Origin of the sequence: Glycomyces salinus (assembly GCF_016428645.1) — a bacterium.
In the GTDB taxonomy this organism is placed as follows: Bacteria; Actinomycetota; Actinomycetes; order Mycobacteriales; family Micromonosporaceae; genus Glycomyces; species Glycomyces salinus.
Window position 1 is genome coordinate 175,220 of sequence record NZ_JAELXW010000001.1, and the last position, 22,895, is coordinate 198,114.

Below are 22,895 nucleotides of genomic sequence, written 5' to 3' on the forward strand. Positions count from 1 at the left end.
TATGGCGCGGTGTCCGGTCATGACTAGGCCTCCTCGTCCAGGATGCGCGGTACGCGGAAGCGGTCCTCGGCGGTGTCGGGTGCTCCGGCCAGGACGTCCTCGCGCGGCAGGGAGGGCTGGTGCTGGTCTTCCCGGAACACGTTCACCAGCGGCACCGCGTGCGAGGTCGGCTCGACCCCTTCGGTGTCGACCTCGCCGAGGGTCTTCATCGATTCGAGGATGACGTCGAGCTGGCCCGCGAAGGCGTCGAGCTCGTCATCGGTGACTTCGAGGCGGGCCAGTCGCGCCAGATGCGCGACTTCCTCGCGTGAAATCGTACTCACGACAGGCGTTTCCTAACGGTTCTTAGCTGCGGGAAGACCTATCGAGTCTAGATGCCCCGCGACCTGTCGGCCACGGGGCCCTGGCGCGGCGCGAAACGCGGCACCGCGCTCGGCGGCACCGCGTTTCGAGGCGTGTCGGGCTAGAGGAACACCCACATGACGACGGTGTACATCGCGGCCATGATGAGGACCAGCGAGATGACGTTGAGCAGCGCGCCGCCCCGGACCATCTGGCCGATCCTGATCTGGCCGGAGCCGAATACGATCGCGTTCGGCGGCGTGGCGACCGGCAGCATGAACGCCATCGTCGCGGCCAGGGCGGTCGGGATGAGCAGCGTGAGCGGCGCGATGCCGAGCCCGGCGGCGACCCCGGCCATGACCGGCAGGAACGTGTTGGTGGTGGCGGTGTTGGACGTCAGCTCGGTCAGCAGGAGCACGGAGGCGGCGACGACCAGGACGACCACCCAGGTGGGTATGCCTTCGAGGGCGGAGACCTGCTCGCCGATCCAGACCGACAGGCCCGTGCCGCTGACCTGCGCCGACAGCGCCAGGCCGCCGCCGAAGAGCAGCAGGATGCCCCACGGCAGCTCCTTCATCGCGACCCAGTCGAGGACGCGGGTCCCGTCGGACTTGACCGGGATGAGGAACAGGGCGATCGCCGCGGCCATGGCCACCATGGCGTCGTTGTAACTGCCGAACCAGGTGTTGTTCTCGACGAACGTCTCGTTCTGCCCGAGCAGTCCGAAGCCGATCCAGCTCGCGGCGGCGAGGAAGAACACCGCCGCCACGGTCCACTCGGGACGACTCATGCGCCCCAGTTCGGACAGCTGGCCACGGATGAGCTCGCGGCTTCCGGCGATCTCGCGGATGCGGGGAGGGAAGACGACCCGGGTGAGGACCAGCCAGGCGAGGACCAGGAACACCACGGCGAGGGGGATGCCGACGACCATCCATTCGGCGAAACCGATGACGATGCCGTACTCCTGCTCGGCGAAGCCCTTCAGGAGCGCGTTGGGCGGGGTGCCGATGAGGGTGGCGACCGAGCCGATGGAGGCGGCGTAGGCGATGCCGAGCAGCAGCGCGGTGGAGAAGTTGCGGTCGCGGTTCTCGCCGTCGCCGAGCAGGCTGAGCACGGCCAGGCCGACGGGGTACATCATCACGGTGGTCGCGGTGTTCGAGACCCACATGGAGATGAACGCGGTGGCGATCATGAATCCGGCGATGAGCATGACCGGGTTGGTGCCGACGCGGGAGACGACGCCGAGGGCGAAGCGCCGGTGCAGGTTCCAGCGCTGCATGGCGAGGCCGATGACGAACCCGCCCATGAACAGCCAGATTATCGGGTTGGCGTAGGGGGCGACGGCCGTGGCCATGCCGATGGGTTCGCCGGTGTCGGCGCCGACGACGAAGGGGAAGGCGACCATCGGGATCAGGGCGGTGACGGCCAGGGGCAGCGCCTCGGTCATCCACCAGACCGCCATGAGGACGGCGACGGCCGCGACGAATCGGGCCGAGGCGGACAGTTCGCTGGACAGGAGCGCGAGGTAGACGATGAGGCCGAGGACGGGGCCGGCGGCCAGTCCGATGCGGCGGCGCAGCCGCAGACCGGCGGTTGGAGGGGCCTCGCTGGGTATCGAGGTGGTAGTCGTCATTGACTGCCGAGCCTTTCGCGTATGAGGACAATGCGGTTTTCGCGGACTGGACGGGTGATACCTGCACTATCCCGCAAACGCGACCCTGTGACAAGCGACACAGCAAGAAAACCGTGGGCGCGGTTCGAGCCTCCCGAGCCCGGGAGCGTCGCGGCGCACGCCGGATGGCGGCCGGGCCGTTTCGGCGCGATGGCCGAGCGCCGACCGGTGCGTTGCGGGTGGGACGTCAGTGGCGGGGATGGCCTTCTCTGGCACCCCGGCGAGGGTCGATTCCTCCTTTATGGGAGGAATTGTGGTTTGCAGCTCACCTCCATCGGGCGTGAAAACGTGGCGGAGGCAACCGTTGATACAGAATCGTTACCGGATGGTAGGCAACCTCCGGCGACCCGGGGGCGTCCCGCGTGTCCTGCGGTTCCTCCTGCACGCCAAGGGTTCACGGCTTTCGCGCGGCAGCTCCGCTCCCCCGCCGGCCAGGGGCCGCGACCAGGGAACGGACCGGCCCTGAGGAACTGGGACCAGAGGCCCCTTCAAAATGCCTCGATCGTGGTCTATGATTGGTGTCACTGGTTCGGAACGGGTTTCCTGGTTTCCTTTCTGTTTCCTTGCTAAGAACGAGTCGGTGGGTGTTCCGACTTGTGGTGGTGTTCTCGAGCCAGTGCGGGCCCCGGGCGAAAGCCCGGGGCCCGATTCTTTTGCCCGGGTTCCGACTCGGGACTCCTCCGGGTTCACCGACGGCTCCCCGTGCCAGGCCCGCCAGAGTCCCGCGTAGTGACCGTCGAGGGCGATCAGCTCCTCGTGGTCGCCGAGCTCGGCGACCTTCCCTTCCTCGACGACGGCGATGCGGTCGGCGTCGTGGGCGGTGTGGAGGCGGTGGGCGATCGCGATGACCGTGCGGCCCTCCAGGACCGCGCCGAGGGCGCGCTCGGTGTCGCGGGCGGCGCGCGGGTCGAGCATCGCGGTGGCCTCGTCGAGGATGACCACGTCCGGATCGGCCAGGATGATGCGTGCCAGGGCGATCTGCTGGGCCGAGGCCGCGTCCAGCTCGCGGGAGGTGCCGCCGAGCCGCGTGTCGAGCCGCTCGGGCAGGTCGAAGGCCCAGTCGGCGCCGACCGCGGCGAGCGCCGACTCCAGCTCCTCGTCGGAGGCCCCAGCTCTGGCCAATATGAGGTTGTCGCGCAACGTGGCGCTGAAGACGTGGTGCTCTTGGGTGACGAGGGTGACGCGCCTGCGCCGCTCGTCGAGCGGCAGCGCGGCCACCTCGACGCCGCCGATCGTCACCGCGCCCGCGCGGGGCAGGTCGGAGCCGGAGATGAGCCGGGCGAGGGTCGACTTGCCGGCCCCGGAGGGCCCGACCACGGCCAGGCGCTGCCCGGCCGGGACTGACAGGCTCACCCCGTGGAGGACGTCGCCGCCGCCCGGGTAGGCGAAGCGGACCTCGCGCAGCTCGACCGTTCCGTCCTGCGGTCGTTCAGAGGTCGCGTCCGCCTCGTTGTCCTCGGCCAGGGCCACGCCCTCGATGCGGGCCAGGGCCGCGAAGCCGCGCTGGACGCGCTCGACCCACATCAGGATGTGGTCGAGTGGGAACATGATCTGGCGGGTCAGGACCGCGCAGGAGGCGACCATGCCGAGGGTGACGCCGTCCTGGAAGTACATGGCGCCGCCGATGAGCAGGACGGCGGCCGTCGGCAGCGCGTAGGTGCCGTCGAGGAACGGGAAGAAGACGCTGCGCAGGAACAGCGTGTAGCGGGCCGCGCCCCAGTGCTCGGCGACGGTGTCGTCTCCGGCTCGGCGGCGCTGGTCTTCGAGCCGGTGGGCCTCGGTGGTCCGCGCGCCGTCGGCCGAGGCGCCGATCGTGTCGCCGATGCTCGATTCGGCCTCGCGCTCGCGCAGGTACCCGTCGCGGGCGCGCTTGAGGTACCAGCGGGTGCCGATCGTGATCGGCGGGACGGCCACGAGCATGCACAGGCCCAGCAGCGGGCTGACCCACAGCATCGCCGCGAAGTACACCAGGACCTTCAGGATCGAGACCGTCACCTCGGGCAGGCCGTCTCGGAACAGGCCCCCGGCCTCGGGCACGTCGGCCGAGGAGCGGGTCATCAGGTCGCCGGAGCCGGCCCGCTCGATCACCGGCATGGGCAGCCGCAGCGACCGGTCGACGAACTCCTCGCGCATCTTCGCCGAAAGCAGCTCGCCGAGCCGGTGGGAGACGAAGGTGCCCAACCAGGTGAAGGCGATGACGGCGACGACGGCGGAGGCCAGGCCGATGGCGAGCCGGTCGACACCCTCGGCCGTGCCGCCCGCGGCTATGCCGTCGATGATCTCGCCGAGCAGGAGCGGCGCGACCGCGGCGGCCACGGCCGCGATCAGGTGGAGGCCGACGGCCACCAGGGCGCGCCGCCTCTCGGTCAGCAGCAGCCGGGCGAAGGCGCGGCGCACCTCGGCGCGCTCGGCGACCGGGAGCTGGTTTCGTGCCTGAGTGCTCACTGTTCCTCCCGGGTGACCAGGGCGTGGTAGTCGGGGCGGGCCTCGGAAAGCTCGCGATGGGTGCCGGTGGCGACGACCTTGCCTTCGCGGAGGAAGACCACGGCGTCGGCGCGGCCGAGCCACAGCGGCGAGGTCGTGGCCACGGCGGTGGCCCTCCCGTCGCGGATCGCGGCGATGCGCTCGACGATGCGGGCCTCGGTGTGCGAGTCGACCGCGGAGGTCGGCTCGTGCAGCAGCAGGATCTCGGGGTCGGCGGCCAGGGCGCGGGCCAGCCGCAGCCGCTGGCGCTGCCCGCCCGAGAGTGTCCGCACCTGGTTGTCCACCTCGGTGTCGAGTCCCTCGGGCAGCGCGTCGACGACGTCGGCGGCCGAGGCGGCCTCGACGCACTTCTGGACGCGGTCGGCGCCGTCGCGTCCGGCGATGATCTGGGTGACCGTCCCGGCGAACAGGTACGAGTCGTGCTCGGCCACGAGCACGCGCCTCCGCAGTTCGCCGCGCTCCATCCGGTCGACGGGAACGTCTCCGAAGCGCGCGCCGGTGTGGTCGTATCCGCCGAGGCGGTCGAAGATCTCGGACACGTGGTCGGAGTCGGAGGAGGCGATCGCGAGCAGTCCTCCGGCCGCGACGGTGAGCCCGGAGTCGGGGTCGTGGAGGTCGGCGCCGGTGCGCGGGCCCGGCCGCGGTCGCTCGGCGGCGACCGGTTCGGGCACGGTCAGGAGGTTGCAGACCTTGCCGGAGGCGATGCGGCCCTCGATGACGCGGTAGGTGGTGCCGATGAGCCAGTGGACCGGCAGCAGGAGCGCCCCGGTGTAGCCGAAGGCGGCGACCATCTGGCCCGGAGTGATGTCCCCGGCGGCGACGAGGCGCCCGGATATCCACACGACGACGCCGAGCAGGATCGCGGGCGTGCCTTCGCCGAGGGCGTTGAGCCAGGCCCTGGGGGCCGCGACCTTGTAGCCGGCCTTCCGCAGCTCCTGGGAGTCGCCCCGGTAGGAGGCGCTGAAGCGCTCCTCGCCGCCGATGCCGCGCAGGACGCGCAGGCCGGAGACGATGTCCGAGGCGCGGTCGGTGATGTCGCCGATCCGGTCGCGGTAGGTCTGCTGGCGGGCTTGGAGGCGGGTGAGGACCGGCCCGGTGATGACGCCGACGAGGCCGACGCCGATGAAGATGGTCAGTCCGAGGGCCGTGGAGGTGTTGAACAGCAGGACGCCGACGGCGATGAGGCCGGCGGTGCAGCCGACCAGCGGCGAGAGGCCGTCGATGGCGTCGGCGATGCGGCGGATGTCGGTCGCTCCGATGCTGACGACTTCGCCGGTGGTGACCTGGCGGCGCAGCTCGTGGCCGAGGCGGCTGACCTTCCGGGTGGCCAGTTGCAGGGTGCGGTAGGCGGCGTCCATGCGCCACCAGACCGTGAGCCGGTGCGAGAGCACGATGGCGCCGGCGCTGACGAAGCCGGCGGCGACGAGCGCCAGCGACCAGGCCGTGAGTGCTCCCCAGTCGCCTTGGCGCAGGCCGTAGTCCACCGCGCCGGTCAGGAAGTACGGCAGGAGCGGCAGCCCGCCGAGCGCGACCGCGGAGGTCAGGAGCGCGGCGGCGGCCAGTCCCTTGCGGCGGGTGGCGAGCCAGAGCAGGTAGCGCCAGGGCCGGGTGGGAGGGGACGCGTGCACGCCCCTCGAGCCGTCGGGGGCGACAGGGTCTTCGAGCGGGAGTTCGGGAGCACGGAGAAAGCTCACTTGCCGACCGTACGGTAAGCGTCCGACAGTCGGCAAACCATTAAGCCCCGGCGCCGTGCGGGACGGCCGCCAGCGCCCGCCCGGTGTCGCGGGCGGGCGGCGCGGGCCGAAATTCCGCGGCGACCGATCAACCGACGGCGCGGTGGGGGCTTCCGCTCACGTGGGAGGCGTGGGAGAGGGCCTGTTCGAGCAGGGGCCGCACGTGGTGGTCGGCGGCGGAGTAGTAGACGAAGGTGCCTTCGCGGCGGGTGGTCACGAGCCCGGTCATGCGCAGCTTGGCCAGATGCTGGCTCACCGCGGTCGGCTTGGCGCCCACCAGGTCGGCCAGGCAGGCGACGTTCTCCTCGCCTTGGAGCAGGGCCCACATCAGCTTCAGGCGCGTCGGGTCGGAGAGCATGCGCAGCGCCTCGCTGGCGATCTGGACCTGCTCCTCGTCCGGCATGTCGAAGTCCGGGATCCCGTCGTGCATGGAGGCAAGCTTATCCCGTCTTGCTATCTTCGTAGTTGCGAAGATACGATGATGCGTATGTTCGAGAGAATGTTCAGGGTTCCGGACGTCCGGTGGGCGGTCGCCTCGCTGGCCTGTTTCGCCGCCGGCGGGCTCGCCCAGTTCCTCGGGGCGCCCTCGTGGCTGTGGCTCGGGCTGTACGCGGCCTGCTACGCCACCGGCGGCTGGGGCCCGGCCTGGTCGGGCATCACCGCGCTCGCCAAGCCGCGCTTCGAGGTCGACCTGCTGATGGTCATCGCCGCGGTCGCCGCGGCGGCCATCGGCCAGTGGTTCGACGGGGCGCTCCTCATCGTCATCTTCGCGACCTCCGGCGCCTTGGAGGCGGTCCTGACCGAGCGCACGGCCGACTCGGTGCGCTCACTGCTCAACCTCGCGCCCGAGCGCGCGGTCCGCCTCGCCCCGGACGGGGAGCAAGTCGTCGACGCCGCCGAACTGGCCTCGGGCGACACGATCCTGGTCCGACCCGGCGACCGGGTTCCGGCGGACGGCGAGGTCCTCGCCGGAGAATCCGAAGTGGACGAGTCGAGCCTGACCGGCGAGCCCCTGCCCCACCGCAAGGCCCCGGGTGCGCACGTCCTGGCCGGCACCGTCAACGGCACCGGTGCGCTGACGGTCGCGGTCACCCGCGACCCGTCCGACTCGGTGCTGGCCCGCGTGGCGCGGCAGGTCGAGGAGGCCTCCGAGGCGAAGTCGAAGACCCAGCTCACGATCGAGCGGGTCGAGCAGCCCTATTCGCTGTCGGTCGTGGCGGTCACCTTGGCGCTCATCGGGTTCCCTCTGGCGTTCGGCGCGGCGTTCGAGCCGACGCTGCTGCGGGCGATGACGTTCATGATCGTGGCCAGCCCCTGCGCGATCGTGCTGGCGACGATGCCGCCGCTGCTGGCGGCGGTCGCATTGGCCGGTCGCCATGGCGTGCTGGTCAAGAGCGCGTTGATGATGGAGCGACTGGCCGGAGTCGACCGTGCCGCCTTCGACAAGACCGGGACCCTCACCACCGGCCGGCCCGAGGTCGAGCGCGTCGTGGCGCTCGACGGGGACGAGACACGCCTGCGGCGGCTCGTCGCCGCGGCCGAGTCCGGCAGCGAGCACCCGATCGGCAGGGCGCTGGCCCGCCTCGGTCCCGGGGGCGGCGCCGAGGAGTTCCAGGCCGTGCCCGGGCGCGGCGTGCGCGCGGTCGTCGGCGGCGTCAAGGTCGCGATAGGCCATCCGGTCCTGTTGGAGGAGGCCGATGATCCGGGCGAGGCGCTACGGGCCGCGGCGGCGATGGAGGCCGAGGGCCTGACCGTCTCGGTGGTCGTGGCCGACCGGCGCCCGATCGGCGTGGTCGGTCTGACCGACCGGATCCGCCCCGAGGCGGCCGAGGCGATCCGGCGGCTGTCCGACCGGCTCGACGCGCCGCCCCGGCTGCTGACCGGCGACAACCCGGCGGCGTCCCGCCGCGTGGCCGACCAGGTCGGCATCGGCGAAGTCGAGGCCGCGCTGCTGCCGGGCGACAAGGCCGCCAGACTGGCCGGGACCAGGACGCTCTACTGCGGCGACGGCGTCAACGACGCCCCGGCGCTGGCCGCCTCGCATGTCGGCGCGGCCATGGGCGGCACCAGCTCCGACCTGGCGCTCCAGTCGGCCGACGTGGTCCTGGTCGGCCGCCGCCTGACCGCGCTGCCCGCGGCGGTCGACATGGCCCGCAAGGCCAGCCGCGTGGCCAGGGCCAATCTGATCTTCGCCGCGAGCGTCATCGTGGTCCTGTCGGCCTGGGACCTGTTCGGGCACCTGCCGCTGGTACTGGGCGTGGCCGGACACGAGACGTCGACGGTGATCGTCGGCCTCAACGGCCTGCGGCTGCTGGCGGGCCGCCACTGGAACGAGCCTCGCGTCCCAGTGGCGGAACGCGTCGAGGTCAAGACCGGGTGAGCGATTCGAACAGCCGGAGCCACGACTGGGGCGGGACCAGGCCGACCGGCAGGTCGCGGGCGACGCCGGCGGCCTCGCAGGCCCGGTCGGCCCGCCTCGGCCCGACCGACCGGCGCAGCGAGGCGTGGAGCGATCCGCCGACGCCGGTGAAGCCGAGCTCGACCAGCCGCCGGTACTCCCCCAGCGCGCGGTGCGGCAGGAGTGGTCGCTGACGCCGCCGGACGTGGAGCACGGCGGAGTCGACGCTCGGCACCGGCCGGAAGTTGCGCTTGCCGATGCGCCGCCCGAGGGTGAACTCCCAGGCCGGCCAGTGGGCGACGGTCAGCTTGGTCCACCGGCCGAAGTCGCCGGTGTGCTTGCGGGCGAACTCGAGCTGGGTGACCAGCGTCGCCGAGGTCAGGTGGCGGGTCTCCAGGCACCAGCGGACGCACTCGGTGGTGAGTCCGTACGGGATGTTGGCGACGACCGCGAACGGTTCGTCGGGGAGACGGGCGTCGCGGAAGTCGGCGTGGACGCAGCGGAGCCGGTCGTCGCCGGCGTTGCGGCGGCGAAGGCGATCGGCGAAGCGGCCGTCCTTCTCGAAGGCGAGGACCCTCCGGGCCCGGCCCAGCAGTTGGCGGGTGAGCATGCCGTCGCCGGGGCCGATCTCGACCACCAGGTCGTCGGGCCCGACTCGGGACGAGTGCGCGATCATCCGGGCCACGCCCGGGTCGATCAGGAAGTTCTGCGACAGGCGCTTGCGGTTGGAGGCGCGGCGCGGGTTCTGGGCATGCGGATTGGAACGGTTTCGCGGCATGGGAGAGCTCCGAACGGAGTAGTCGAATCAGGACTGTTGATTCGCCCAGGCCCCATGCCAAGTGCGGGTTCGACGAACGGCCGACGGCCGTCGGTGAGAAGAGCCCCGAGTCGAGTCGGGGTCAAGAAGCGGCGCTGGCGGAGCCTAGGCTTCCGCGCGCAGCCTGATGAAGAAGGCGGGCGCGAAGCAGGCCCCGCTCATCAACGTGGTTCCCATGGGTCCCACTCTAGCGTCCGCTCGGCGAGGGCGTCGATCGGTTTTCGAGCCGGGACGCAGTAGGCTGCCGGGCATGTGGAATCCCAAGGACCCCAACGCGCTCGCCTCGGCCTCGCTCACCGGTCTGAGCGTCGGGGACGCGTTCGGCGAGCAGTTCTTCGACACCGCCAACTGGGGTTCGGTCCCGTTCCCCGGGCGCCAATGGGAAGAGCCGGACTACTCCTCGGGCGACCTGACCGAGCGGTTCCTGGCGGCCGACCTCACTCCAAAGGGCCCGTGGCCCTGGACCGACGACACGCAGATGGCCTGCACGGTCGTCGAGCAGCTCCGCTTCGGCGGCGGCATCGACCCCGACCGGCTCGCCGGGGCCTGGGCGGAGCGAGTCGAGCTCAAGCGCGACTACGGCCCGTCGGTGCTGGCGATCCTCGACGCGGTGCGCCAGGCGCGGCCGTGGCGGCCCGTGGCGGCGGCGGCCTTCGACGGCGCCGGGTCGCTCGGCAACGGCTCGGCCATGCGGATCGCGCCGCTCGGGGCCTGGTTCAGCGACGACCTCACCCACGCCGTGGCCCAGGCCCGGCTGGCGAGCGAGGTCACCCACGCCAGTCCCGACGGCATCGCCGGGGGCATAGCGGTGGCGGTCGCGGCGGCCGTGTCCGCGCGGCGCGGCACCGCCAGCCGCGACGAGCTGCTGGAGACCGTCATCGCCCGCACGCCCGAGGGCGAGGTCAGGGCCGGTCTGCGGGCCGTGGCCGGGATCGGCTGGGAGGCCGCGGCCACCGGGGTCGCCTCCGAGGTGGGCAACGGTCACCGGACCCTGGTCACCGACACCGTCCCTTTCTGCGTGTGGGCGGCGTTCCGGCACCTGGACGACTATCAGCTCGCGATCCGCACCACCGTATCGGTCGGCGGCGACATCGACACCAACTGCGCGATCGTCGGGGGCATCGTCGCTTCGGGCGCGGGATTCAATACGGTCCCTCAGGCGTGGATCGCCGCGCGCGAGCCGCTCCCCGACTGGGTCGGGACCGAGCGCTAGCGCAGTTGCTCGGGCGAGAGCAGCTCGCCCGAGCGGCTGAGGCGGCCCGGAAGGTGGAGGCGCAGGACCGACTCATCGGCCCATTCGGGGATCGCCGCGGGGCGCGAGGCCAGGATCATCGTCGCGAACGCGAGCGGCACGGTCCAGATCGCGGGCTGGGCCAGCAGGACTGAGACCGCGCCCGGCTCCAGGTCGGTGAGGACGGTGACCATCGCCGCGCCGGTGGAGGTCCCGACGCCCACCAGCAGGCCCGCGGTCGCGCCGCCCGCGGTCAGGCCGCGCCACCAGATCCCGAGGGTCAGCAGGGGGCAGAACGTGGACGCGGCCACGGCGAACGCCCAGCCGACCAGGACGTTGATGTCGACCTCGGCGGCGGGCAGCGCCAGCGCCACGGCCAGACCGGTGCCCGCGGCGACCCCGGCGCGCAGCCGCGAGAGCGAACCGCCGAACAGGTCGTGCGAGAGGCCCCCGGCCAGCGCCAGCAGCAGCCCCGAGGAGGTCGACAGGAAGGCCGCGAACGCCCCGGCGGCCACCAGCGCGGTCAGGACCGCCCCGACCATGCCCGGGGCGATCTCCCCCGGCACCAGGACGGTGACCACGTCGGTCTCGGAGGGATTGGGCGCGACCACGCGGCCCAGCAGCCCGTAGACGACCGGGAACAGGTAGAAGACCCCGAGCAGCACGATCACCCCGACCGCGACGCGGCGGGCGGCGCGGGCCCCGGCGACGGTGTGGAAACGCATCACCACGTGCGGCAGGCCCATCGCGCCGAGCGTGGTGGCGATCAGGATCGACACGGTCGACAGGACCGGCTGACCCGCGCCGTCGAGGTCGAGCAGCGGGCGCGCCCAGTCGGGGTCCAGGCCGGTCGGGGCGAATGCCTGCTCACGCCGCTCGGGCCCGGCCAGGAAGATCAGGAACAGCGCCGGGACGGCGATGAAGGCGAGCTTGAGCAAGTAGTGGAACGCCTGGACGTAGGTGGCCGAGCGCATCCCGCCGACGGCGATGGTCGAGGAGACGACCAGGCCGGCGCCGACCACGCCGACCCAGTACGGGACGCCCGAGACCAGTTCGAGGACCACGCCGGCGGCCTTGAACTGCGGGATGAGGTACAGCAGCATGATGACCAGGACGACCAGGCCGCACATGCGCCTGATCCGCCGCGAGCCGAGCCGGTACTCGGCGAAGTCGGGGACGGTGTAGGCCCCGCTGCGGCGCATCGGCCCGGCCACGAGCGCCGCGACCAGCACGTACCCGGCGGTGAAGCCGACGCCGTACCACATCGCGCCCACGCCGTTCTTGACCAGCAGCCCGGCCAGGCCGAGCACGGAGGCGGCCGAGACATACTCCCCGGCGATCGCCATGGCGTTCCAGCCGGGGACGATGCGCCTGGAGGCGACGAGGAAGTCGGGGGTCGAGCGCGCCGCGCGCACCCCCCACACTCCGATGACGACGCTGGCGACGAGGACCAGGCTGATCGAGGCCAGGCCCAGCATCAGGAGTCGGCCTCGATGCGTTCGGCTCGGCGGACGTGCGCCGCGGCCAGGGCCAGCAGCAGCGGGTAGGGGGCGAGGAACAGCACCGCCCAGCCCCAGCGGCCGGAGCTCAGCCCCGCCGCGACCAGCAGGACCGCCAGGAGGGCGGCGAGCAGGAGGCCGGTGCGCAGGGCGAGGCGGCGCTGGCGTTTGAGGGCGCGCTCGGCGGCCTCCATGTCGATCGCGGTCGAGGACATCGGGGGGCGCCCGGCGCGGTCGACCCGCCGCATCGCGTCGCTCCTGCGGCGCAGCGCCAGGCGGGTCTGGGGGCTGGTGATGCGGACCCGTTGGTTCATGGACGGCTCCGGTCCCGGCTCCTCGCCGCCTGGAGGAGGCGCTCGCGCAGCAGCCGGGCATGGCGGCGGCTGACCGGGACCTCCCCGGCGTCGGTCACGGCGACCAGCCCGGAGCTGGAGGTGACCCGCAGTTCGGTGACGGCCGCGAGGTTGACCAGGTAGGAGCGGTGGGCGCGCACGAACCCGGCCGGCTCCCACGCCTGTTCAAGATAGGTCAGGGACTGCCGCAGCAGGTGCGAGTCGGTGCCGATGTGCAGGCGCACGTAGTCGCCGTGGGCTTCCACGAAGGCGACGTCGTCGCGGCGGATGAACACGGTGCGCCCGGCCAGCTCGACCTGGATGACAGCGAGGTCGTCGGCCTTCTCGGCGGCGGGGACCGCGCCGTGGCGGTGGTGCTCGATGCGGGCGACCGCCTCGGCCAGCCGTTCGCGGCGGACGGGCTTGAGCAGGTAGTCGACCGCGCCGAGGCCGAACGCCTCGACGGCGTGGTTGTCGTAGGCGGTGACGAACACGATCGCCGGCGGGCTCGAGAGGCGGGTGAGGATGCGGGCGACGTCCATGCCGTCGAGGCCGGGCATGGCGATGTCGAGGAAGGCGGCGTCGAAGGTGCCGCCGCCGAGCAGTCTGACCGCTTCGTCGCCGCCGTCGGCGCACACGACGTCCCCGACCGCGCGAAGCTCGGCGAGCAGTCCCGCCAGTTCGACGCGGGTCGAGGGTTCGTCTTCGACGACGAGAACGCGAAGGGGCTTCATTGGGCGAGGACTCCTCGAGCGTATCTGGGTATGCGGATGGTGGCCTTGGTCCCGGCGCCGGTCGCCGTCTCGAGCCACAGTCCGTATTCGGCACCGTAGACGGCCCGCAGGCGATGGTCGACGTTGGCCAGGCCGATGCCGCCGCGTCCCTCCTTCCCGGTGCTCTGGCCGCCGGTCAGGACCGCCTTGGCCAGGTCAGGGTCCATGCCGGCGCCATCGTCCTCGACCTCGATGACGCACAGCGGCCCCTCGGAGTAGCCGCGGACGGCGATGTGGCCCAGTCCGGGCCTGGACTCGAAGCCGTGGCGGACGGCGTTCTCGACGATCGGCTGGACGACCAGGAACGGGATCGACACCGGCAGGACCTCGGGCGCGATCTGGACGGTGATGTCGAGTCGGTCGTCGAAGCGGGCCCGCTGGAGTTCGAGATAGGTCTGGACGGCCTGGAGCTCGTCGGCCACGGTGGCGTAGTCGCCGGTGACGGCGAAGGAGTAGCGCAGGTAGTCCGAGAAGTCCGAGAGCAGGTCGCGGGCGCGCTCGGGGTCGGTGCGGGTGTGGGCGCTGATGGCGGCCAGGGCGTTGTGCATGAAGTGCGGGGAGATCTGGGCGCGGAGGGTGCGGAGGTCGGCGGCGGCGATGCGCTCGCGGGCCCGGTCGAGCTCGGCGTGGTCCAGCGCGGTCGCAACCAGGTGGGCGGCCTCGGCGAGCTCGGCGTGCCCGACCTCTCCGGAGAGGATCAGGCACCCGGCGAGGTCTCCGGAGACGACCAGCGGCGCGGCCTTGAGGGGCGGGTCGGTGACCGGCTCGAGTTCTTCGAGGGTCTCGGCGAGGATCTGGGTGCAGGCGTCCTGGTCGAGGCGGCCCCAGGTGGCGATCACGCGGTCGCAGTCGGCCAGGGCGACCGCCTCGGCCCCGAGCAGGCGCCCGAGGCGGCGGGCGGCTTCGGCGGCGCGTTTGCCGGCGAGCCCGTCGGAGAGGGCCTCACCGACTTGGCGCGACAGGCGCAGCGCCGCGAGAGCGGCCGCTCCGGAGGAGCGGCGCCGCAGCTGCTGTTGAGGGGAGCGCGCTATCACCTGCCAACTGTAACGTGGGGCACATAAAAAATGGTGCGGGGAGGGCCGAGGGTAGGCCCTCCCCGCGGGAGGTGACTCAGTGTCGCGCGGTCCGCTCCGAGCCGGCCCCGGTCAGGGCCCTTACTTGGAGAGTGGCGAAACGGTCCGGCCGCGATTCGGAGCTCGCCAGCGTGCCGACCACGGCACAGACGAGTCCGAGCGGAATCGACACCAAGCCCGGGTTGGACATCGGGAACCAGGCGATGTCCACCCCTTCGCCGAGCAGCGAGGTTTCAGATCCGGAGAAGACCGGTGAGAAGACCACCAGTCCGATGCAGGAGATGAGTCCGCCGTAGATCCCGGCGACCGCCCCGGCCGTGTTGAACCTCTTCCAGAACAGGCTCAGCAGCAGCGTGGGGAGGTTGGCCGAGGCCGCGACGGCGAAGGCCAGCGCCACCAAGAAGGCGACGTTCAGGTCCTGGGCGAAGATCGCCAGGATGATCGCGACTACGCCGACGCCGATCGCGGCGAACCTGGCGAACACGACCTCTTCGCGGTCGGTCGCCTTGCCGCCCCTGATGACGCTGTTGTAGAGGTCGTGCGCCAAGGACGACGACGAGGCGATCACGAGCCCGGCCACGGTCGACAGGATCGCGGCGAACGCCGCCGAGGCGATGAGCGCCAGCATGATCGACCCGATCGCCGAACCGCCTATGCTCTCGCCGACGACCTCGGCCAGCTGCGGCGCGGCGGTGTTGCCGGCCGCGTTCTGCTCGGTGATCGCGTCGGCCCCGACCAGTGCGGCGGCGCCGAAGCCCAGCATGAGGGTCAGCAGGTAGAACGAGCCGATCAGGCCGATGCCCCAGTTGACCGACTTGCGGGCCGACTTGGAGTCGGGGACGGTGTAGAAGCGGATCAGGATGTGCGGCAGGCCCGCGGTGCCGAGCACGAGCGCCATGGCCAGGCTGATGAAGTCGAGCTTGTTCCACATCGTCTGGACCGGGTCGCCCGCTACTTCGACGCCGCGTTGCAGCCCCGGTTCGAGGAAGCTCTGCCCGGCCCCGGAGCGTTCGGCGGCCGCGCCGAGGAGCCCGGAGAGGTTGAAGTTGAACTCGATCATGACCATCAGCGCCAGGATCGCGGCGCCGCCGAGCAGCACGCACGCCTGGACGATCTGGACCCACGTGGTGCCCTTCATGCCGCCCATGGCGACGTAGAAGATCATCAGCAGGCCCACCAGGACGATGCCCATGTTGGAGGCGGCCTCGGCGTTCATGCCCAGGAACGTCTCGCCTTCGCGGATGCCCAGCAGCAGCGCGATGAGCGCGCCGGCGCCGACCATCTGGGCGATCAGGTAGAAGATCGACACGCTCATGGTGGACACGGCGGCGGCGGTGCGGACCGGCCGCTGGCGCATCCGGAACGACAGCACGTCGGCCATGGTGAACCGGCCCGAGTTGCGCAGCAGCTCGGCGACCAGCATCAGGGCGATCAGCCAGGCGACCAGGAATCCGATCGAGTACAGGAAGCCGTCGTATCCGTTGAGGGCGATGGCCCCGGCGATGCCGAGGAAGGAAGCGGCGGACATGTAGTCCGAGGCGATCGCGAAGCCGTTCTGCCAGGGCTTGAAGCCGCGCCCGCCCGAGTGGAAGTCGGTGGCGTCGCGGGTGTGGCGGCGGGCCCATACGGTGATGGCGATCGTGGCCGCCACCATCAGCAGGAACAGCGTGAACGTCAGAGTGCGGCCGCCGTCGCCGCTTTGGGCTAGGAGCGTCATCGGGCGTCCTCCTTGTCGGCGCCGTAATGGATCTCGTCGTGGAGCTCCTGGGCCTGCGGGTCGTACGACCGGGAGGTGTAGCGGGAGTAAGCCCAGGCGAAAGCGAAGGTCGAGACGAACTGGAGCAGGCCGAACACGAGCGCGACGTTGATGTTGCCGAACAGGACTTGGTCCATGAAGTCGCGGGCGTAGGCGGAGAGGAGCACGTAGAGCAGATACCAGGCCATGAACGCGATCGTCGCGGGCACGATGAAGCGGAACAGGCGGCGCTTGAGGTCGGCGAAGCGGGGGTCGTCGTGCATGGCGGCGAGCTGTTCGTCGGTTACCTCGGGCGGGGGGCCGTCGCGCATAGGGGTTGTGGCCATCGGTCCTTCCTCCTTGAAGGGCAGGTGCCGTGTCGACCGAATGTCTGGCGCATGTCGACACGGTGACGTGTATTACCAAGGAAATTAGGTCCTCTGACGACGCTTGAGAAGGGTCGATGTGACCTGCGTCGCTGGGCGTGCGATTCCTGCGGCGGGCCCGCGACGAGCGGTCGACGAACGGTCGGCGGGCGGTCGGACGGGTTTGTTCGCGGCGAACGATGATTCCCGAGAAGCGGTTTCGTCTGTACTGGTGAGAGCGAACGAAGCGAAGGGAAGCCGCTCATGGCCGACAAGATGATCTTTCTGAACCTGCCCGTCGAGGACCTGGACCGGTCGAAGTCCTTCTACGAGGGCCTGGGGTGGACGATCAACCCCGATTTCACCGACGACAACGCCGCGTGCGTGGTCGTGGACGACAACATCTGCCTGATGCTCCTGACCAAGGAGTTCTACGGGTCCTTCACCAAGCGCCCGATCGGCGACAGCGCGAACCACTCCAACGCCATGTACGCGCTGTCGCTCGACAGCCGGGAGGCCGTCGACGAGTTGACCGAGGCCGCCGTCAAGGCCGGCGGCACCGAGGAGGCCAGTCCCGAGGGCCGGCGCAGCCAGGAGGCCGAGGCCGGCATGCACGGCCGCGCCTTCGCGGACCCGGACGGGCACCAGTGGGAACCGTTCTACATGGACTACCCCGCCGCCGCTTGACGCTTGAGGACGGGAAACCCAGGACACCGATCGGCCGCCCCGCAGGGCGGCCGATCGCCGTGTCTACAGCGGCTTTTCAGCTCCGTCGCCCGCCGGTCGTTCGCGGTACTCGGGCGGGAGGCCGAACAGCGGGAACAGGCGGGCGGAGTCGAGGAAGTAGTTCAGGCCCTTGATGCGGCCGCCCTCGATCTCGAGGACGGTGATCGACCACGGCTCCCACACCCCCTCGACCCGACCGGGCTTGTAGTGCCCGAAGGCCGGGAGCCCGTTGGCGCCGGTCGGGACCAGTCTGGAGTCGCGGCATTCGTGGCCGGGGCCGAGCATGAACTCGGCGACCGAATCTGGGCCGGAGAACCACATCGGGATCGGCGGCATCGACAGCGACACGTCCTCGCTGCACATGGCCTTCAGCGCGTCAATGTCGTAGGCCTGGAAGGCGCTCATGTAGCCGTCGATCAGGCGGCGCAGCTCCTCGTCGGTGACCTCGGGCGCCTCCTCGGCGGCGCCCACCTTCGCCATGGTGGCCTTGGCGCGCTGGAGCGCGCTGTTGACCGAGGCCGGGCTGATCTGGAGGGTCTCGGCGGTCTCGGCCGCCGAGAACCGCAGGACCTCCCGCAGCAGCATCACGGCCCGCTGCTTGGCCGGCAGGTGCTGGACGGCGGCCACGAACGCCAGTCGGAGGGTGTCCCTGGCCGCGGCCGCTTCGGCCGGGTCGGCGCCGAAGGCCATGCCGTCGGGGATCGGCTCGATCCACACGTAGTCCGGTTCGGGGGCGGCCAGGGGCGTGCCCGCCTCGGAGGACGGGGCCAGGTCCATGGGTCGGGCGCGGCGCTGCGGGCCCTTGAGCATGTCCAGGCACACGTTGGTGGCGATCTTGTAGAGCCAGGAGCGCAGCGAGGAGCGGCCCTCGAACCGGTCGAAGGACTTCCAGGCGCGCGTGAATGTCTCCTGCACGGCGTCCTCGGCCTCGAAGGAGGATCCGAGCATCCGGTAGGCGTAGGCGCACAGCTCTCGGCGGTGCGGCTCGAGGGATCGGAGCACATCGTTCATACCAATACCATCGCACGGCGATACGACACCGCGGGGCCGTAGACGTTCAACGGCCGCCGCGGCGGGCCGCCAGCCAGCGGTCGAAGTCCTCGGCGCTCATCGGCTTGGCGAAGTGCCAGCCCTGGGCTGCATCGCAGCCCCAGACCTCGAGCTGCTTGCGCACCTTTTCGTCCTCGACGCCCTCGGCGACGACGTCGATGTCCAGGGCGCGGCCCAGGTCGATGGTGGAGGAGACGATCGCGGCGTTGTCGGAGTCCTCGACCAGGGTGGTCACGAACATCCGGTCGATCTTGATCTCGGTGACCGGCAGGCGCCGCAGATGCTGCATGGACGAGAATCCGGTCCCGAAGTCGTCGAGGCTGATGCCCAGCCCCAGGTCGGCCAGGCGCTCGACGTTGTCGACCACCCGGCGGGGGTCGGCCATGAGCGCGCTCTCGGTGATCTCGAGCTGGAGCCTGGTCGCGTCCACCCCGTATTCGCGCATCCGCTCGGTCACGTATTCGGTGAAGTCCGGGGACTGGAGGTCGCGGACGCTGACGTTGACGGCCATCCGCAGGTCGTAGCCGGACTCGTGCCACTTGCGGAGCTGGAGCAGGGCGATGTCGACGACGCGTTCGGTGAGCATCCGCATCACCGACGAGTGCTCGGCGGTCGCGATGATCTCGGAGGGGTTGACCATCCCGCGGACGGGGTGGTGGTAGCGCAGGAGCGCCTCGGCGCCCAGGACCTTCTCGGTCCGGAGGCAGACCTGCGGCTGGTAGAAGAGGTTGATGCCCGGCGAGTCGGGGGCGTCGAGGGCGCGGCGCAGGTCGCCCAGGAGCATCAGCCGCTCCGGCGAGTGGTGGTCGAACTCGGGGGCGTAGCGGGCGAAGCTGGCCGCGCGCTTCTTCGACTCGTCCATGGCGATGTCGGCGTGGCGGAAGAGGGTGCGGAAGTCCTCGCCGTCCTCGGGGAAGACGGCGATGCCCACCGAGCCGTCGACCTCGATGCTCACGTCGTCGACGACGATCGGCCGGTCGAGCCGGGCGCGGATCTCGCGGGCGCACGCCATCGGGTCGTCCATGCCCTCCAGCTCGCTCCAGACGAAGCCGAACTCGTCGCCGCCGAGCCGGGCGATCTCCTTGCCAGGCGGCTTGTCGGCGGAGAAGCGGCGGGCCAGTTCGACCAGCAGCTTGTCGCCGACGTCGTGGCCGAGCGCCGAGTTGACGTCGGCGAATCGGTCGAGGTCGAGGACCAGGACGGCCACGGAGGTGCCGGTCTCGGTGCCGTCGAGGATCTTGTCGTCGACGACCTGCTCGAAGCCCTTGCGGTTGAGCAGGCCGGTCACCGGGTCGAGCTCGGCCTCCCGCTCGCGGTCGGCGGCGGTCTGGAGGATGCGGTAGACGCTGAATATGGGGATCGCCGAGACCGCGACCAGCCACCAGGAGGACATGGCGGCGGTCGCCATGATCGGGGCGATCGCGACCTGGGTCGCGCGCAGCGTCCACTCGCTCTTGCCCCACTGCCAGGCCAGATCGAGCCACGAATCGCCCGAGCGGAGGCCGGCCCTGATGGCAACGAGGCTCCAGCTGGTGACCGTCCAGGCCGTGCCGGCGGCCAGGAGGCCGAGGAGCTCGGTCAGGGTGCCGCCCCACGCCGCGCCGCCTGCGATGGCGTTCCAGACCACCCAGGCGACGCACAGGGCCGCGCCCTGCTGGGAGACGTTGAAGATCGACCGCCAGATCGAGGCGCTGAGCTGGGCCATCAGCAAGAAGAGCGCCGCGGATTGGACGATCAGCGCCGGCAGGAAGCCCCAGGTGACCATCGTGGCGAGGGAGTAGACGAGGTAGATGGAGGCGGCCGGGGACATCCACAGCCCGCCCCAGCGGGTGGGGCGCAGCTCGGCGATCAGCGCGAGCCCAGCGGTGAGCCAGAAGGCGAAGGGCACGTTGAACCAGCCTCCGGCGGGTGAGCCCGCTGAGGCCGTGATCGCGACCGATGCCGCGACCGTGCCCACGGCGACGCCCGCCATGAAGCCGTAGTACCGGCCCGGATGCTCTCGAGGCGCAGTGTTGCGCATGAGCGTCGTGGCCATATCGCTCCTCCCACTGCCACACCGTCCAAGGCGACGCGCCAGAATCACCGTTGATCGGCTGTGGCCGACTCCTCTGTCATATCGCGATTTGCGCTCCCAGACAACGCTGGCGGCACAAGCGGCACAGTTGTCACCAGGTGCGACATGCCCGTGACAGAAACCGTTCTCCAGGCCGCCGCGGCCGAGTCGCACGCGAAGACCGCATAGTTCCAGACCCCTTCCAGTGAGCGGAATCGACCGGGCGTGACGGATTGAGGCGGTTCCACGGATCGACTCTGCCCGGTACTAACGAACCGAACCCCCTCGCCGAATACGGATCGTTATGCATTTGTGATCATTCAGGATCGGACTCGTCACCTTCGGGCAGGCCATCCTCCAGAAATCGCTCGAAGTCCTCGCCGGCGACGATGGGGACGCCGAACCGCTCGGCCTTGTCGTACTTCGACCCGGCGCTCTCCCCCGCCACCAGGGCGCTGGTCTTCTTCGAGACCGATGAGGCCACCTTGGCCCCGCGGGCCTTGACCGCGGCGGCGGCGGTCTCGCGGGTGTAGCCGGGAATCGCCCCGGTGATGACCACGGTCGCGCCCTCCAGGGTCTGCGGCAGCTCCTCGCCCGGTTCGGGGGCCTCGTCGCGCATGCGCACGCCCGCCTCGCGCCAGCGCTCGACGATCGCCCGGTGCCAGTCGACGGTGAACCAGTCCTTGACGGCCGCCGCGATCGTGGGGCCGACCCCGTCGATCGCGGCCAGCTCCTCCTCGGTGGCCTCGATGATGCGGTCCATGTCGGCGAAGTGGCCGGCCAGGGCCTGGGCGGCCACGGGCCCGACGTGGCGGATGGACAGGGCGTTGACGACCCGCCACAGCGGCTGGGACTTGACCTTCTCGAGGTTCTCGAGCATCTCGACGGCGTTCTTCTTCGGCTCGATCTCGCCGGTCTTCTTGTCGGGCTGCTTGGCGAAGTAGGTGACGACCTTCTCGCGCTCGGTCTTGGGGTCGATCTTCGGCAGACCCGAGTCGGGGTCGCGGACGACGACCTTGATCGACAGGAGGTCCTCCATCCTCAGGTCGAAGACCCCGGCCTCGTCGCGCAGCACCGGCTCGGACGGCTCCAGCGGCTGGACCAGTGCGGTGCAGGCGATGTAGCCCATGCGGTCCACGTCGAAGCAGGAGCGGCCCGACAGGTAGGCCAGGCGCTCGCGGAGCTGCCCGGGGCACGAGCGCGCGTTCGGGCAACGCAGGTCCACGTCGCCCTCGGCGGCCGGGGCGAGAGCGCGGCCGCACTCGGGGCAGGTCTCGGGCATGGCGAAGTCGCGCTCCGAGCCGTCCCTGGCGGCCGCGACCGGGGCGACGATCTCGGGGATGACGTCCCCGGCCTTGCGGACGACGACGGTGTCGCCGATCTTGACGCCCTTGGCCGCGACCTGGTCGGCGTTGTGGAGGGTCGCGAACTCGACTTCGGACCCGGCCACCGTCACCGGTTCGAGCACCGCGTAAGGGGTGGCGCGGCCGGTGCGGCCGATGGAGACCTTGATGTCGAGCAGCCGGGTGTTGACCTCCTCGGGCGGGAACTTGTAGGCGACCGCCCAGCGGGGGGTGCGGGAGGTGGCGCCCAGCCGGCGCTGGATGACGATGTCGTCGAGCTTGACGACGATGCCGTCGATCTGGTGGACCAGGTCGTGGCGGCGGCCGCCGTATTCGTGGATGTAGTCGAACACGTCGTCGACGGACTCGACGAGCTTGTAGTAGGGGCTGACCGGCAGGCCCCAGGCTTCCAGCGCGGCGTAGGAGTGCGACTGGGAGTCCGGGACGAATCCCTCCAGGGCGCCCAGCCCGTGGGCGATGAAGCTCAGGGGCCGCTCGGCGGTCCCCGCCGGATCCTTCTGGCGCAGCGATCCGGCCGCGGCGTTGCGAGGGTTGGCGAAGGGGGCCTTGCCCGCGGCGACCTGGGACTCGTTGAGCTTGGTGAAGTCGGCGACCGGGAAGTAGACCTCGCCGCGCACCTCGAGCAGGGACGGCACCGGGAAGCCGTCGGCCGGTTCGAGGCGCTGGGGCACGACGGCGATGGTGGCGACGTTGGCCGAGACGTCCTCGCCGGTGACGCCGTCGCCGCGGGTGGCGGCGCGGACCAGGCGGCCGCCCTCGTAGACCAGGTCGACGGCCAGGCCGTCGATCTTGAGCTCGCAGAGGTAGGCGCAGCCCCCGGCTTCGGGGGTGACCCGCTCTGCCCAGGTGCGCACCTCCTCCTCGCTGAAGACGTCCTGGAGGCTGAGCATCTTCTCCAGGTGCCGCACGGGGGTGAACACCTCGGAGAACGTGCCGACCTGCTCGGTGGGAGAGTCGGCGCTCTTCAGCTCCGGGTGGGCCGTCTCGATGTCGATCAGCTCGTGCATGAGCCGGTCGAATTCGGCGTCGGAGACGGTCGGCGCCGCGTCGAGGTAGTAGCGGCGGCGGTGCTCGGTGATCTCGGCGGCCAGCTGTTCGTGGCGCTCACGGGCGGTGTCGAAATCGGTGTCCTCGGTGCTCACGGACCCATTGTTGCAGCTCGCTCCGACATTCCGGGCCCGGAGAAGGCTTATGCCGTACGTCACCTTCCGTTCATCTTCTGGCCTCCTGTTCCTCCACTCGGGTCGG

At 70.9% G+C, this 22,895-nt stretch carries 18 protein-coding genes; 3 read left to right on the top strand and 15 right to left on the bottom strand.

What is annotated here, in order from left to right; all coding sequences use genetic code 11:
- Positions 1 to 23 precede the first annotated feature (23 nt).
- From gatC to JFB92_RS00780, 5 genes are all read right to left on the bottom strand, one after another.
- Entirely contained in the window at positions 24 to 323 is a 300-nt protein-coding gene (gatC, locus tag JFB92_RS00760; RefSeq protein ID WP_199033900.1) for an Asp-tRNA(Asn)/Glu-tRNA(Gln) amidotransferase subunit GatC, read from the bottom strand.
- Positions 324 to 463: 140 nt separating this feature from the next.
- Positions 464 to 1,975 (bottom strand): SLC13 family permease, encoded by a 1,512-nt coding sequence (locus tag JFB92_RS00765; protein WP_199033903.1) that lies wholly within the window; start codon positions 1,973 to 1,975, stop codon positions 464 to 466.
- A gap of 357 nt (positions 1,976 to 2,332) precedes the next feature.
- Positions 2,333 to 4,459, bottom strand: coding sequence for an ABC transporter ATP-binding protein (locus tag JFB92_RS00770; RefSeq protein ID WP_199033905.1), 2,127 nt, complete (start codon positions 4,457 to 4,459; stop codon positions 2,333 to 2,335).
- Complete coding sequence (locus tag JFB92_RS00775; protein WP_199033906.1) at positions 4,456 to 6,192, bottom strand: ABC transporter transmembrane domain-containing protein; 1,737 nt, start codon at positions 6,190 to 6,192, stop codon at positions 4,456 to 4,458. The genes JFB92_RS00770 and JFB92_RS00775 overlap by 4 nt, the downstream gene beginning before the upstream one ends.
- 127 nt (positions 6,193 to 6,319) lie before the next feature.
- Entirely contained in the window at positions 6,320 to 6,661 is a 342-nt protein-coding gene (locus JFB92_RS00780) for an ArsR/SmtB family transcription factor (protein WP_199033907.1), read from the bottom strand.
- Positions 6,662 to 6,718: 57 nt separating this feature from the next.
- Here JFB92_RS00780 and JFB92_RS00785 point away from each other — a divergent pair, with 57 nt between their 5' ends.
- Positions 6,719 to 8,611, top strand: coding sequence for a heavy metal translocating P-type ATPase (locus tag JFB92_RS00785; protein WP_199033908.1), 1,893 nt, complete (start codon positions 6,719 to 6,721; stop codon positions 8,609 to 8,611).
- Here JFB92_RS00785 and erm read toward each other — a convergent pair.
- Positions 8,598 to 9,407, bottom strand: coding sequence for a 23S ribosomal RNA methyltransferase Erm (gene erm / locus JFB92_RS00790; RefSeq protein ID WP_199033909.1), 810 nt, complete (start codon positions 9,405 to 9,407; stop codon positions 8,598 to 8,600). The two genes, JFB92_RS00785 and erm, sit on opposite strands and share 14 nt — an antisense overlap.
- A gap of 289 nt (positions 9,408 to 9,696) precedes the next feature.
- Here erm and JFB92_RS00795 point away from each other — a divergent pair, with 289 nt between their 5' ends.
- Positions 9,697 to 10,659 (top strand): ADP-ribosylglycohydrolase family protein, encoded by a 963-nt coding sequence (locus JFB92_RS00795; RefSeq protein WP_199033910.1) that lies wholly within the window; start codon positions 9,697 to 9,699, stop codon positions 10,657 to 10,659.
- Here the strand turns inward: JFB92_RS00795 and JFB92_RS00800 are convergent.
- The 6 genes from JFB92_RS00800 to JFB92_RS00825 form a co-directional block, all read right to left on the bottom strand.
- Entirely contained in the window at positions 10,656 to 12,155 is a 1,500-nt protein-coding gene (locus tag JFB92_RS00800; protein ID WP_199033911.1) for a sodium/solute symporter, read from the bottom strand. The two genes, JFB92_RS00795 and JFB92_RS00800, sit on opposite strands and share 4 nt — an antisense overlap.
- Positions 12,155 to 12,490: a hypothetical protein gene (locus JFB92_RS00805; RefSeq protein ID WP_199033912.1), complete on the bottom strand. Its 336-nt coding sequence runs from the start codon at positions 12,488 to 12,490 to the stop codon at positions 12,155 to 12,157. Before JFB92_RS00805 ends, JFB92_RS00800 begins: the two co-directional genes overlap by 1 nt.
- Positions 12,487 to 13,242, bottom strand: a complete 756-nt coding sequence (locus JFB92_RS00810) for a LytR/AlgR family response regulator transcription factor (RefSeq protein WP_199033913.1) — start codon at positions 13,240 to 13,242, stop codon at positions 12,487 to 12,489. The genes JFB92_RS00805 and JFB92_RS00810 overlap by 4 nt, the downstream gene beginning before the upstream one ends.
- Positions 13,239 to 14,249: a sensor histidine kinase gene (locus JFB92_RS26410; protein WP_372451551.1), complete on the bottom strand. Its 1,011-nt coding sequence runs from the start codon at positions 14,247 to 14,249 to the stop codon at positions 13,239 to 13,241. The genes JFB92_RS00810 and JFB92_RS26410 overlap by 4 nt, the downstream gene beginning before the upstream one ends.
- A gap of 142 nt (positions 14,250 to 14,391) precedes the next feature.
- A complete protein-coding gene (locus JFB92_RS00820) occupies positions 14,392 to 16,071 on the bottom strand; it encodes a monocarboxylic acid transporter (RefSeq protein ID WP_199033917.1) in 1,680 nt (559 codons plus the stop codon).
- Positions 16,068 to 16,436, bottom strand: coding sequence for a DUF485 domain-containing protein (locus JFB92_RS00825; protein WP_199033919.1), 369 nt, complete (start codon positions 16,434 to 16,436; stop codon positions 16,068 to 16,070). The genes JFB92_RS00820 and JFB92_RS00825 overlap by 4 nt, the downstream gene beginning before the upstream one ends.
- 282 nt (positions 16,437 to 16,718) lie before the next feature.
- Here JFB92_RS00825 and JFB92_RS00830 point away from each other — a divergent pair, with 282 nt between their 5' ends.
- Positions 16,719 to 17,141, top strand: coding sequence for a VOC family protein (locus JFB92_RS00830; RefSeq protein ID WP_233162090.1), 423 nt, complete (start codon positions 16,719 to 16,721; stop codon positions 17,139 to 17,141).
- A 63-nt stretch (positions 17,142 to 17,204) separates the two neighbouring features.
- Here the strand turns inward: JFB92_RS00830 and JFB92_RS00835 are convergent, their stop codons facing one another.
- The 3 genes from JFB92_RS00835 to ligA all read right to left on the bottom strand — a co-directional run bounded on the left by JFB92_RS00835 (position 17,205) and on the right by ligA (position 22,789).
- Complete coding sequence (locus tag JFB92_RS00835; protein ID WP_199033921.1) at positions 17,205 to 18,191, bottom strand: sigma-70 family RNA polymerase sigma factor; 987 nt, start codon at positions 18,189 to 18,191, stop codon at positions 17,205 to 17,207.
- Between the two features lie 46 nt (positions 18,192 to 18,237).
- Positions 18,238 to 20,265 carry a putative bifunctional diguanylate cyclase/phosphodiesterase gene (locus JFB92_RS00840; protein ID WP_199033924.1) on the bottom strand — a complete coding sequence of 676 codons (2,028 nt, stop codon included), beginning with the start codon at positions 20,263 to 20,265 and terminating at the stop codon, positions 18,238 to 18,240.
- A gap of 334 nt (positions 20,266 to 20,599) precedes the next feature.
- On the bottom strand, positions 20,600 to 22,789 hold the full coding sequence (gene ligA, locus JFB92_RS00845; RefSeq protein ID WP_307788979.1) for an NAD-dependent DNA ligase LigA: 2,190 nt from the start codon (positions 22,787 to 22,789) through the stop codon (positions 20,600 to 20,602).
- Positions 22,790 to 22,895: the final 106 nt, after the last annotated feature.